The sequence below is a fragment of the Odoribacter sp. genome (assembly GCF_985060555.1).
Map to the genome: position 1 here is coordinate 1 of NZ_CFKYFN010000039.1, position 13,457 is coordinate 13,457.

The window sequence follows — 13,457 nt, forward strand, 5'->3', positions numbered from 1 at the left end:
CGCGGAGAAATTTTTATTTAATGAACGAACCGGGGGCGGGGAAAAGCTTTAGATATTTTCACATATTATCCCCGTCCCCGTGATTACAATAAACTATTTACCAAGGATTGATTTTTTCATCCGGGCAATATCGGTCAGATAGTCCTGAAGATCCTGTTCATGCTCTTCCTCCTCGGCCAGAATTTTTTTCGCCATATCACAGGTCGTAAAATCTTTACCATTTGTAAAGTCGGCAATTTCCTGATACCTCAGTATGGCACAACGCTCGGAAGCCACATTGTCATTCAGCAGACAAACAGAATCAAAGTCTTGTGGAGTATCGTATTTGCATCTTGCCAGTTCCGACCACTTTTGGGGATCCAAAACAGGAACGCCTTCCAGTTCGATGATACGTTTAGCAATCATTTCGGCATGCTTGCGTTCTTCATTGGCGTGTTCTTCAAACTCACTCTGTACATTCGGACGCATAGCACCTTCGACAACCAAAGCACCGATCCAATACTGATAGTATGCCAACCATTCTTCAGCCAATGCTGCGTTTAACTGTGAAATCAAGCTTTCCACATCCAATTTTCCTTGCAGGATTTTTACACTCTCTTTAGCCATAATTTTAGTGTTTAGTTCATTTTGTTCTTTTTATACGTACTACGGCCAAAGAAGTTGTTTGTCGTCCGATAGACCGGGAGATCTATTCGGAAACCTTCATCAAAATATTCAGGATCGTTATAATGAGGCAGGTATAGAAATCATATCCCCGCATTACAGCTATACAGGAGGGCAACGAATCTACCCTCCCTAAATCCGGTCAGTTGTAATACCCTAATTGTTCCAATACTTTTTCAGCCTTTTCCAGCTTCTTTTTTTGCTGTAAATGATCCGGCAGGCCTGAGGTTACATTCGACTTCAGATATTTTGCGGGCAACGTTTCCTGATAAAACCGGATAGTCATATCCGACTTATTGGTAAACATTCCATCGGCCCGGTTTTGTGCCGGCTGTCCGGCTTTCAATCCGGTATATTCCTCCATCTGCTCCACCGTATCGAAACTATAGGGATGAATGGCCATACCCGAACGGTAAATCAATTCACCGTTTCCGGGAGACAAAAGTTCATCATAATGATTAGGTGCCCCTGCAATACTAGGCCCCATAATCACAGCCCCGTTTTCTATACCGAAATTGATTTTGGCAGCATATTGCTCGGGGGTATTTTGTTTTAAGTCAGAAACGTCATTCCCTAACCACAATAAAAAGCAGGTAGGAATCCGTCGTGGGAAAGCTTCTTTCAGTTTTACCAGGCTCTCGTCCGAGAAAGTCTGCAAAATCACCCGGGCCGACGAATTTGCAATAGCTACTTTGCCCGCGGTTACCGGAATTTGTTTCATTTGTCCGGCATCCGGATGATACCACCCCAGTCTTTGTAATTCTATCACCAAATCTTTTTCCATACCCGGAAACAAATGAGGTTCTTTGGTTTCGGGATAAATACCGGGACGATTACCGTTATCGTCAGGATCTTTTTCGTAACGGGTGTGCTTTCTCCCCTGCCCGTCGATATCGTACACTCTTTTTCCTGCCCGGTCTCTGACTATGCGATAGCCCTCGGCTATACGCACGACATCTTCCAAGGTCAGTATGTCTAAGCCTTCGAATGCTTTTCTGGCCCGATCCGGATTCGCTTTGTTAAACCACGAACCGGCATCCAGTTGTCTCAGCTCTTCCAGGGTAAACTCCGAAACAGGCGAGTCGGCCCGATCCGGAAATACGGTTTCAACATTCGTCGTACGCCTCAGATTGACATCGTGCAGAGCAATCAATACCCCATCTTTCGTTCGTTGTAAATCCAGTTCCAGGTAATCGGCTCCGATATTACGGGCCCAACGCATGGCGGCTTCGGTTTCCTCCGGAGCCCAATACGTCGTACCCCGATGGGCTATAACAATATTCCGGGGTAAATAATCCAAAACTTCACGGGATTCAGGAGGTAAAGTCTTTACTTTTACCTCTCCGGGCAATATCGTTTTCCCGGTCGCCAGCATCAACAATACGGGTAAGAGCATTTTCATCGGTATTATTCTTTTATTAATAAGGCAAAAATAAAGAATAAAGCTGATATCCCCTCATTAAAAGCCCACGGGTTTGTTACAAAACCATGAAGATTTGGCAGACCTCCAAACAGATTTTATGACAATTTTTCCTTTATTCTGCCAAAACAACATAACACACTCATTACAAGCAATTTAACACACAAAGCATCTCTTTCTTCTTTCTTATTTATTATCAATAAATTACACATAATCTACAAAAAAAATACGTATTTCCCCACGAATTGCGGCATACCGATTGCAATCTCCTAAAACGAACACGGTTTAAAATACCGGTTCTACCCAATGAATATGTTAAACTTAAATAATAGGAGGATTAAATTATGGTACCTGTAAGAAGAACACAGACTTGGTTACCGGATATCTTCAATGATTTCTTCGATAACACGTGGATGGAAAAAACCAATGCTACTGCACCGGCAATCAATATTCGGGAAACCGAAACAAATTACGAAATCGAAGTTGCTGCACCGGGTATGACCCGTGAGGATTTTACCATCAAAATCGAAAACAACAACCAGTTGGTGGTCAGTATGGAAAAGAAACACGAACAGAAAGAAGATAAAAAAGAAGAGGGACGCTATCTGAGACGTGAATTTTCATATACCCGCTTCCAGCAAGCGATGATCTTGCCCGATGATGTGGTAAAAGAGAAGATTCAGGCCAGGATGGAACACGGTGTATTGACCATCGATATCCCGAAACAAACGGTAATTCCGGAAGAAAAAAACGGACGAACGATTGAAATCAAATAATAAAAAATCCCGGATTGTTTCCGGGATTTTTTATTACAAATATTCTTTGATATCCTGCAACTCCACCAATTTATTTACAATCGCATAAATAGTCAGGCCTGCCGGACTATGAATCTGTAACTTACGGGCTATATTCCGTCGGTGAGTAATCACCGTATGGGCCGACAAATACAAGGCATCTGCAATTTCTTTATTAGTCATCCCTTTGACGACACAAGTAATAATTTCTTTTTCCCGGCTACTCAACACTTCCTGTCCGGCTAATTCTTCTTCTGTCTCTTCCCCGGGAACATTCAACAGGCGATTCAATTTTTCCCTGATCGTATCCGCATCGTCATATATCGTCAGAGACTCATCGTAATTCCGCAACACACCCTGATCGGCCACCGAACACATCAAAGCAATACATTTCACACCCGCATTCTGAGGCGTTTCTTTAAATTTACGCACATCGAAATATCCGGTAAATGACGGATTTACAATCAGAATTTCAGGCTTATGAAATCGTACACATTCATCCAACGATTCTTCGGAGACTAACTCTATCGGAAGAATTTTCAATCCCTGAATCCGCTTCAAGACCAATGCCAATCCACTACGGACGATCATCGATGTCTCGGCTATAGCAATCTTTAAAACTTCATCTTCCTGCATTTTCCTGTACTTTCTTTTCCAATTCTGCAATCAGAGGAACAAACATATAATCTTCTACCCGGCAATGTGAACACAAATCTTTTTCACAAGAATAAATATCGAACAATACGGTATTCAACAGATTATTATTCGCCCTGGAAGGATAATATTTGACAATAATATTCTTGAGTTCGGTCAGTTTAGTCTCGATCTGGTTATGACGTGCAACAAAAACACCGATATTATATCGCCCGGTATCCTCACCCTGCAATAGTGCATTCACATATTTAAAAACCACCTCATTCTCATATCCCATATGTGCCCGCACCTCGTTGACATATTCATCGTAAAATTTCAAAATCAGAAAAGCAACGTCATCCTGCGAACAATCGATGGCATCTATTAACCTCCGCCGGATCACCGGCAGATTATAATCCAGAAAATAAGAATGAGCCTGCTTCAAATATTCCATCAGGGCTTCAACCGATATCTGGTCATGAAACTCTTCGGACACACAACATTCCCCATCCATAAAATTCACAACAGCCAGAAAAGTACCCGTATGCACCCCCTGACGTTCACATACCTGCTGTACAGTCTGGTCACCGAATCCCAAGGATAACCCGAACCGACTCATCACCAGTAACAGGTTATAATTCTCACAAATCAGATCACTCATCTTATCTGTACCGGAATATTTTAAACGCTTATTCATTCTAAATAAATTTAATCATGCAAAATAAACATTTTATCCGATTCCAACCAATCCCTATTTTTAGGTATTTTTCAATAATCAGCCCATTAGTTTAACCACAATTAAAATTTTTTCGACATAATAAGCCACCCCATTTCTCTTCCGCTCCGTAAACAGAACAGTGATCTGCACAGAATAGATAAACAGTTGACTTATAATAACTTTAAATCACTATTTTTATGAAAAAAACAGGTATTTTTTACGGTTCCACCAACGGTGATACCGAATCTGTAGCGAATAAAATCGCTATTCAATTGGGGATCGGGAAAGAAGATGTACACAATGTCGCCGATACAACGCCCCATGCCGTACAACCCTACGAAGTATTGTTATTAGGTTGTTCGACCTGGGGAGTCGGGGAAATGCAGGACGACTGGAATGATTTCCTTTTCAAACTCAAAGATATGGATCTGAAAAACAAAACCGTCGCCTTGTTCGGATGCGGAGATTCGGTCAGTTTTAGTTCCAGTTTTTGTGATGCTTTGGGTGTCATCTATCACGAGCTTCAGCACACCGGTTGTACTTTTACGGGAGAAGTAGACCTCTCTGAATATCGTTTCGATGGTTCCGGTGGAGTTATCGACGGTAAATTTGTCGGGCTCCCGATCGACGATAATAATGAATCGGACCGAACCGATACCAGAATAAAAAAATGGACAGACCGCTTAAAAGTAACGGTTTTATCCTGAAGTCAGCCTGCTATGAGGCTACGATCGGTCGCTTTCCGAAGTCACCGATCGTATATGTTCCAATTCCGTACACCAAAATCTTTTTTTACAGGCTGTGTGAAAACAATCTTTAAAACAACTTAAAGTGTCAAGTATATAAAGTCTTTTTTATACATTTGCATTCAATAAAAAAGATTCCGATGAAAATACAACGACTTATATTTCTGATTTTCACAACGATCGCAGTGTTCGCCTGTGTGACCGACCATCCTTCACCCCAGGTATTGAAAATTTCCGAAAACACCCTCCGGTTTTCCGGTAACGGCGGCGCATGGAAACTAACGGTCAACAGTAACTGTGAATGGAAAATCACAGGAGGGGATACCTGGTGTAAAACCGATAAACTGGAAGGCAGTAAAACGGCCGAAATATTAATTCAGGTAGATACCAACGACACCAAAGCCGAAAGAGATACCCGTTTTACTTTTACCTGCGACCAGAAAGAGGCTGAAGTACATGTATATCAGGATACAAGCGGCAACAACTATTATTATGAACTGCCCGTTATTTTTCATTTATTCTATGCGGATGAAACCGACAGTTTGCAAAATGCTTCCGGAGAATTCTTCACCAAAATGATCGACGAATGCAACCGTTTGTACAATACAGGTACCAACAGTATTCCTATGAACCTGAAATTGGTGGCGGCTACCGAAGATCCTGCCGGTAATCCCCTGGCCGAACCCGGCATCGAACGCATCCTGAAAACCCCGGCAGCAGTCATGAGCTGTGAGGATTTCATGGCTCAAAGCAATACTTCGTTCAATTCATTCGTTTGGGACCTGAATAAATACATCAATGTATTTGTATATACCTTTAAAGAAAAGACCACGGCAGGAATCTCCCACCTCCCATACACCCCCCGTGAAAACAGTCTTCCGGGCCTGACTGCGAATAACCACTATTTCTCGAACATGCCTTCCTATACCCATTGTATTTCTATCAACAATACCTATATCACCGAGGATAACATTTATGTGACTTTAGCTCATGAGCTGGGACACTATCTGGGGTTATTCCACGTATTCTCCGAGCAAGGGTGCAACGAAACGGATTATTGTGAGGATACCCCCAATTATGACCGTAATACCTATACCGAATGGCTGAATACACTTTCCAAACCTTACACACAGGAAGTATTCACAAGAAACGGATGTGAAGGAGAAAGCTTTATATCTACCAACGTCATGGACTATTTCCATTCCTACCAAAACCGGTTTACCGCCAATCAATACAGCCGGGTACGCCATGTATTGGAAAATAGTCCCCTGATCCCCGGACCGAAAAACATCATTACAACGAAAGTGGCGCGGGAAGATATCGTTCCTGCAGCCAGAGCAATAGAGTAGCCTTCTGTTCTTATTTTCCTTTTTTCCACAACTGCCAGCTATTGATCATATTTTGCCACAGCACATACGAAGCAGGAGCGATGGAGGAAAGAGGGTTCAGATATACCTGTGCCATCCAGATAGCCAGGATGGTATTTTTCTGTCCGAGTCCCTGCCCTCCCGAAACAGGATCGCCATACCGCCGTCCGATACGCCTGCCCAGGATAAATTGCAGGACACAGATCACCAATGCTAATGCGGCCATCCACCACTCTTCCGTAATATCGGCATTCTCCTGATACACGATAAAATAAACCGTTTTCCCGGTTACAATAGTCAATCCCAACGCCCAAAGATAAAAGGAAAGAATTTGCAGTTTTTTCAACTGCCGGTGGAGAGACGGCAAAGCTTTCTCCAAAAACAGGGCCAATGCAAAAGGTAATATCAGGACAGGCATGACTTGCCGGCAAATGAAAAGTACGGAATTCCAGAAGGTCATATCGCTATGTTCTCCCAACAGAGTAAAGATCAAGGGAGATACGACAGCTACCACCAAACTACTCATCAAAGTATATGCCGCCAGACAGGCGACACTTCCTCCGAGCATTCCCGTGATCACTGCAGCAGCCGTTGCGGTCGGTGCCAAAACACAAATCAGACCTCCCTGTGCCACGACCGGATCGAACCACACCAATCCACCGTAAACCACCAAACCCCCGACAACCTGAACAGCCAGCAACCACAGATGCAAACCACTGAACTTCAAATCGCGAAAAGACAATTTACAATATGTAATAAACAACATACTGAAAATCAGGTAGGGCGTTAAAAAAGCCAACTGTTGAAAGAATTCATAAAAAAATGCTCCCGACAACATGGCCAGCGGAAGCATCCAGGTCTTTATCTTTTGTAACACGACAAACGGATTTAGGAATTAAACCTTTTCTCATACCATTCCACAAAAGCCCCGTTCACCAGACGGTTTCCGCCCGGAGTGGGATAATCACCCGAAAAATACCAATCCCCGGAATGATTCGGACAAGCCTGGTGTAAATGATCTATCGTCTGATATACCACAGCTATTTCCGAAGGGCAATTCTCAGGGGTGATCATTTCGGCAATCTTAGCAGAAATCTCTTCGTCTGTAAAAGGAGCATAAATTTCTTTGACATAATTCACGACCTTTTCTTTGGGTAATGCTATCTGAGCCTTACTTTTGGTATACACCTCATCGATCACCCGTTCTAATCTCCTCTCTTTCAGCAAAGCGATAGCAGCATGAAAAGCGATAAACTCTCCCATCTTCGACATATCGATGCCATAACAATCCGGATAACGGATTTGAGGCGAAGAGGAGACAATCACAATCTTTTTGGGTTTCTGCCGGCAAAGGATTTTGATTATACTTTGCCTCAAGGTAGTACCCCGGACAATACTATCGTCGATAACGACGATCGAATCCACCCCTTCCCGTACTGTCCCATAAGTGGTGTCGTACACGTGGGCGGCTAAATCATTCCGGCTATTTCCTTCAGCGATAAAAGTCCTCAGTTTGATATCCTTGATGGCCAACTTCTCGGTCCGGATCTGCCGCGACAGGATTTCCCGGATCTGCGCGCTGCTCAGTTGTCCGTTCCGGGCACAGATCTCTTCACTCTTCTGCCGGTCCAACCAGGCTTCCAAGCCCTGCATCATCCCATAATAAGCGATTTCTGCCGTATTAGGGATAAAAGAAAAGATAGTGTGATCCACATCATATCCGACACTTTTCAAAATATTTTCGGTCAGCAGACGCCCCAGTTCCTTCCGTTCGTTATAAATATCGCAATCACTTCCCCGGGAGAAATAAATCCGTTCAAAAGAACAGGGAGTTACTTCAACGGCCGGATGGATCGTACTTACTTTCATATTACCGTTCCGTTTCACAACGATACTCTGTCCGGGCATCAATTCTTTCACCTCTGTTACCGGCAAATCGAAAACCGTCTGAATAACCGGACGCTCGGAAGCAACGACGATCACCTCATCGCTGGCATAATAAAAAGCAGGCCGGATTCCATGAGGATCCCGGAAAGCGAAAAGATCCCCGCTTCCCAACAAACCGGTAATGACATATCCTCCGTCCCAGCGTGCCGAAGCTTCCTGCAAAATATGTTCGATATCGATATTCTCTTCGATCGCATCGTTCATCGCCTGACCGGCCAGGCCCTCGGCCTTGAATCTCCGGTAGAGGTGTTCCACCTCATAATCCAGTAAATACCCTAATTGCTCCAGTATAATAAAAGTATCCGCATTATGCCGGGGATGTTGTCCCCGTTCCACGATATACTGCAATATTTCGTCCACATTGGTCAGGTTGAAATTTCCGGCCAACGAAAGATTCCGGCTCCGCCAATTATTACGACGCAAAAAAGGATGCAGGTATGAAATCCCCGAACGCCCCGTTGTACTGTAACGCAAATGCCCCATGTACATCTCGCCGATAAAAGGCAACTCCTCGTCGGGCACCTCCGGTTCTATCCTCCGGCATTCGGTAATCGCCCGGTGGACAGCAGAAAAAATATCCTGAATAGCCCCCGTTCCTTCCGCCCTCTCCCGGAAGATATATTCTTCGCCCGGACGGGCATTCAACTTTACCGAAGCCATTCCGGCTCCTTCCTGTCCACGGTTGTGCTGTTTTTCCATCAGCAGGTAAAGCTTATTCATCCCCCAAAAAACATCTCCGTATTTTTTCCGGTAGTATTCCAAAGGTTTCAACAACCTCACCATGGCAATCCCACATTCATGTTTAATTGCGTCACTCATAACATTTCCATTCCTGTTCGTTATCTCAAAAACAAAAGTTCCCGATATTTCGGCAACGTCCACATTTCATTATCGACAATCAATTCCAATTTATCGATATGAGCCCGGATCTCATCGAAGGTCGGGGCTATCCGGTCGTGATAAGCAATCGCTTTTTCCCGTATATCCCCCATCTTATTGATCACTTTCCGGGTTTCCACCATTGCCTCCACCTGGGTCTGAATACAGGTCATATGCCGGGCTATCTTCTCTATCAATTCTAAGTCTTGTTCGGCCAAAACCCTGGCTTTCTCTTTCGGGAAAATCGCCATAAACTTGCTTACCTTATCCAGCAACATACTCTGGTAACGCGAAGCCACCGGTAAGATATGATTCATAGCCAAATCTCCCAATATACGGGCTTCGATCTGTACCTTTTTGGTATATGTCTCCCATTTCACTTCAGCCCGGGCATGCAGTTCCACTTCGTTCAATACACCGGTTTCTCCGAACATCCGGATGTTCTCCTGGGCTAACAGACGATCGAAGATCAGGGGAACGCTGGTCTCACAATCCAACCCACGCCGGGCAGCTTCAGCCTTCCATTCATCACTATATCCATTCCCCTCGAACCGAATCGGTTTGCATGCCACCGTATACCGTTTTAACACCGTAAAGATAGCATTTTCTTTCGTATGTCCTTCAGCGATGAGTTTATCAATATCAGCTTTAAACTCTTTTAACTGATAAGCCACTGCCGTATTCAAAGTGATCATGGCATCGGCACAATTATCCGAGGAACCGACGGCACGGAATTCGAACCGGTTGCCGGTAAATGCAAACGGTGATGTCCGGTTACGATCGGTCGTATCCCTGAATAGTTCAGGGATATGCGTAATCCCGTCCATCCTGAACCCGGTCTTTTTATCCAACTGAATCGCTTCATCCGATTGGCTGAATTCGATTTTATCCAGAATAGCCGACAACTGAGTCCCCAGGAATACCGACAAAATAGCAGGAGGAGCTTCGTTAGCTCCTAAACGATGGGCATTGCCTGCACTCATCACAGAGGCTTTCAATAAGCCATTCCGTCGATAGACCGCCATCAGGATATTCACCAGAAAGGTGATAAATTGCAGATTCTCTGTAGCAGAACGTCCCGGAGATAACAGATTCACTCCCGTATCGGTACCCAAAGACCAGTTGTTGTGCTTGCCCGAACCGTTGATCCCCTTGAAAGGTTTTTCGTGCAAAAGTACCCGGAAACAATGACGCCTCGCCACCACTTTCATGGTAGACATCAACAACTGATTGTGGTCATTAGCCAGATTGGTCTCTTCGAAAACCGGAGCAAGTTCGAACTGGTTCGGAGCCACCTCATTGTGGCGGGTTTTTACCGGGATTCCCAATTGCTGACATTCGTATTCCAGATCCTTCATAAAAGCAATCACCCGAGTCGGTATAGAACCGAAATAATGATCATCCAGCTGTTGATTTTTAGCACTTTCATGTCCCATCATCGTCCGGCCGGTAAGTACCAGATCAGGACGGGCCGCCCACAGGCTTTCGTCTACCAAAAAATATTCCTGCTCCCATCCCAGATAAGAGAACACTTTTTCCACCTTCGGGTCGAAATACCGGCAAATATCCACAGCCGCACGGTTTACTGCCTCGAGAGCCCTCAAAAGAGGGGCCTTGAAATCCAGGGCCTCCCCCGTATAAGCAATAAAGATAGTCGGTATACAAAGGGTCGTATCGACAATAAAGGCCGGAGAACCAGGATCCCAGGCACTATATCCCCGGGCTTCAAATGTATTGCGAAGACCACCGCTCGGAAAACTGGAAGCATCCGGTTCTTGTTGTATCAGCAACTTTCCTGTGAACTCTTCCAACACTCCTCCTTCGTGATCGGCCTCGATAAAAGCATCGTGTTTCTCCGCAGTTCCTCCCGTCAAGGGTTGAAACCAATGCGTATAATGAGTAGCTCCCATATCCTGAGCCCACTGTTTCATTCCGGCAGCCACACAATCGGCTGTTTCCCGATCCAACGGGCTCCCGTTCTTCATCGTATTCATCAACGTTTCGAAACAAGCTTTCGGCAAATATTTCCGCATTTTGTCCCGATCAAAAACATATTTTCCGAAATACTCTGCCGGACGTTCGGCAGGTGCTTTTACTTCTACGGCTTTTCTTCCGATCGCCTCTTCAACCATTTTAAATCTAAGTGTTGTCATAATATTTATTGTTTAGGTGGTTCTTTATCTCTGTATACATCATCGGCCAACGGCATCTTACACCCTTCCCACAGCAGACAGGACCATTTCGCCGGGTAACGCCGGATCTGCACCACTATCCGCAGCCTCGTCAATATAGTCTATGTTCTTACTTTTATTCGAGAGAATATCTCCGACCATAACGTTCAACTGTGATAGTGTAATCTTCATAAGCCTGAAATTTTAAATCAAACGATAAGTGCCGGAAGTCTTTTCCCGGCAGAAGGAAATTGAAAAGTGTCTTTAGCCGTTCCCACAATCTGACATTCCGGGAAAAAAGAGACGATTTGCCGATATTGTTTCAATAAAAACATCTGTTTTCAATATTCAATCTAAAAAAACAAGGGGATATATACGCTACAAAAAGTATTTTTCCAAACCCATTTCTTATTTTCATTAAAACCAAGACAAAAATATATATTTAGAACAATAATCAAATAAAATTTGAATTATTTTTCCACATACCCCCCCAAAAAATACATATATATCAAAATAGAACACAAATAATTCAATACATACCCCCCCCAATTTTACACACACCTACAATAAAAATAGATTTTACTATAAAATCGATAGTTTCCAAAATAATCAGTAGGATCACTTTAGATTTTAATCTCCAAAACATTCTTTGTATCCGGTATTTTATGCCTACCAGAGTTTACGTCAAATGTTGCCCGTAACAGTCGAGGAAGATGAACCTTTACAAGAAATCCATATACAAAATGCAAATTTATGACGAAACTATTGAAAAATAATGACGTATTTGTTACATATCCGCAGGGACAAAATCAAAGAAAAACAAAAAAATATGCAGGAAAATATACAAGAAATAAATATCTTTACAGAGTATTTGCAGCAAGTTTTATATTGTTAATATCCGGTAACAAACCAATAAGTATACCCTTATGAAAAAAATAAGACTGATACAATTATTGTTCCTATCCTTATTTCTGATCGGGACCTACCTCCCAACTCAAGCCCAGAAAATAGACACGATCTCGGTTTACAGTACGTCCATGAAAAAACAAATTAAAAATATCATTATCCTGCCTGCCAGCTATACCCAAAATACACAGAAAAAATACCCGGTAGCCTATCTGCTCCACGGTTATGGAGGATGTTACGATACGTGGGCCACCTATACAAAACCCGATCTGGCTCAAATGGCTTCTAATTTCGATATGATCATCGTATGTCCCGACGGCCTGAACAGTTGGTATTGGGATAGCCCCATCAATCCTTCCTACCGCTATGAAACTTATGTGAGCAAAGAGCTGATCAACTATATCGATTCCCAATACCGCACTTATAATAACCGCAAAGGAAGAGCTATCACCGGTTTCAGTATGGGCGGGCACGGTGCTTTATGGCTGGCTTTCCGTCACCCGGACACTTACGGAGCCTGTGGCTCGATAAGCGGAGGTGTCGATATCCGGCCTTTCCCCGAAAATTGGGAAATGAAGCAATTGCTGGGCCCCTATTCCGAGAATCCCCAGCGTTGGAACGAATATACCGTAATCAACCAATCGCCCTACAACAGCAAGTCGGGACCTTTAGCCATCATTATCGATTGCGGATATTACGACTTCTTCTATACCGTAAATCAGAAATTACATGAAAAACTCCGGTATTACAATATTCCCCACGATTTCCTCACCCGTCCGGGCGGGCATACACACGAATATTGGAATAATGCAATAGATTATCAACTGCTGTTTTTTTATAAATATTTCCACCCTAATTGACCGAAAATCTTCGATAGATAAAAGGCATTTCAAGCCCGCTAAGCATTTCTATCAGGTAGTGATATACATATTTACAACTTATAAATGTAGGTTTATTTTTTTTCTTTCTATTCCGATTCCGGGTTTTATCCCGTCAGACCGGTTCGCCTGGAACGATCCGCTAAGGCTTTCCTTCACTGACCGGCGGAACTCCTCACTTCGTTCGTCAGACACCACCGGTCGGGCGTTCGGAAAACCTAACCGGCTCCTCGTTCCCGCTCCAATGGTCTTCCGCCATAAAACCCTGCATCTATCGTTAGCACTACCGGGCAAAGAAAATATAAGGAAGTTTTTACAATTAAATTCCGGGGCAG

General features: G+C 43.7%; 12 protein-coding genes. 4 read left to right on the forward strand and 8 right to left on the reverse strand.

All coding sequences use genetic code 11. The features are described from left to right. Positions 1–93 precede the first annotated feature (93 nt). Both AC5RDS_RS05545 and AC5RDS_RS05550 read right to left on the reverse strand, forming a co-directional pair. The gene (locus AC5RDS_RS05545; protein WP_013611464.1) at positions 94–606 is read right to left on the reverse strand and encodes a ferritin-like domain-containing protein; all 513 of its coding nucleotides are present in this window, start codon (positions 604–606) and stop codon (positions 94–96) included. 199 nt (positions 607–805) lie between these two features. Further along, on the reverse strand, positions 806–2,065 hold the full coding sequence (locus AC5RDS_RS05550; RefSeq protein ID WP_118104675.1) for a glycerophosphodiester phosphodiesterase family protein: 1,260 nt from the start codon (positions 2,063–2,065) through the stop codon (positions 806–808). A 362-nt stretch (positions 2,066–2,427) separates the two neighbouring features. Between AC5RDS_RS05550 and AC5RDS_RS05555 the strand changes: the two genes are divergently transcribed. Beyond that, positions 2,428–2,859 (forward strand): Hsp20/alpha crystallin family protein, encoded by a 432-nt coding sequence (locus tag AC5RDS_RS05555; protein WP_013611466.1) that lies wholly within the window; start codon positions 2,428–2,430, stop codon positions 2,857–2,859. A 33-nt stretch (positions 2,860–2,892) separates the two neighbouring features. Here the strand turns inward: AC5RDS_RS05555 and AC5RDS_RS05560 are convergent, their stop codons facing one another. Next, on the reverse strand, positions 2,893–3,513 hold the full coding sequence (locus AC5RDS_RS05560) for a response regulator transcription factor (RefSeq protein ID WP_013611467.1): 621 nt from the start codon (positions 3,511–3,513) through the stop codon (positions 2,893–2,895). Then, positions 3,500–4,207 (reverse strand): hemerythrin domain-containing protein, encoded by a 708-nt coding sequence (locus tag AC5RDS_RS05565; RefSeq protein ID WP_013611468.1) that lies wholly within the window; start codon positions 4,205–4,207, stop codon positions 3,500–3,502. The genes AC5RDS_RS05560 and AC5RDS_RS05565 overlap by 14 nt, the downstream gene beginning before the upstream one ends. A gap of 218 nt (positions 4,208–4,425) precedes the next feature. Here AC5RDS_RS05565 and fldA point away from each other — a divergent pair, with 218 nt between their 5' ends. Then, the gene (fldA, locus tag AC5RDS_RS05570; RefSeq protein WP_022159542.1) at positions 4,426–4,935 is read left to right on the forward strand and encodes a flavodoxin FldA; all 510 of its coding nucleotides are present in this window, start codon (positions 4,426–4,428) and stop codon (positions 4,933–4,935) included. Positions 4,936–5,114: 179 nt separating this feature from the next. Beyond that, positions 5,115–6,323 (forward strand): zinc-dependent metalloproteinase lipoprotein, encoded by a 1,209-nt coding sequence (locus AC5RDS_RS05575; protein ID WP_494222250.1) that lies wholly within the window; start codon positions 5,115–5,117, stop codon positions 6,321–6,323. 10 nt (positions 6,324–6,333) lie between these two features. Here the strand turns inward: AC5RDS_RS05575 and AC5RDS_RS05580 are convergent, their stop codons facing one another. The 4 genes from AC5RDS_RS05580 to AC5RDS_RS05595 are packed head-to-tail and all read right to left on the reverse strand — an operon-like array spanning position 6,334 to position 11,530. After that, positions 6,334–7,218, reverse strand: coding sequence for a bile acid:sodium symporter family protein (locus AC5RDS_RS05580; RefSeq protein WP_118104671.1), 885 nt, complete (start codon positions 7,216–7,218; stop codon positions 6,334–6,336). A gap of 11 nt (positions 7,219–7,229) precedes the next feature. Then, positions 7,230–9,107 carry an amidophosphoribosyltransferase gene (locus AC5RDS_RS05585; RefSeq protein WP_013611482.1) on the reverse strand — a complete coding sequence of 626 codons (1,878 nt, stop codon included), beginning with the start codon at positions 9,105–9,107 and terminating at the stop codon, positions 7,230–7,232. Between the two features lie 20 nt (positions 9,108–9,127). Further along, positions 9,128–11,320 carry a glutamine synthetase III family protein gene (locus AC5RDS_RS05590; protein ID WP_494222251.1) on the reverse strand — a complete coding sequence of 731 codons (2,193 nt, stop codon included), beginning with the start codon at positions 11,318–11,320 and terminating at the stop codon, positions 9,128–9,130. A 57-nt stretch (positions 11,321–11,377) separates the two neighbouring features. After that, the gene (locus AC5RDS_RS05595; protein WP_013611484.1) at positions 11,378–11,530 is read right to left on the reverse strand and encodes an NAD+ synthetase; all 153 of its coding nucleotides are present in this window, start codon (positions 11,528–11,530) and stop codon (positions 11,378–11,380) included. A 734-nt stretch (positions 11,531–12,264) separates the two neighbouring features. On the opposite strand from AC5RDS_RS05595, the gene AC5RDS_RS05600 reads away from it, so the two are divergent. Next, complete coding sequence (locus AC5RDS_RS05600; RefSeq protein WP_118122176.1) at positions 12,265–13,104, forward strand: alpha/beta hydrolase; 840 nt, start codon at positions 12,265–12,267, stop codon at positions 13,102–13,104. The last annotated feature ends 353 nt before the right edge of the window (positions 13,105–13,457 follow it).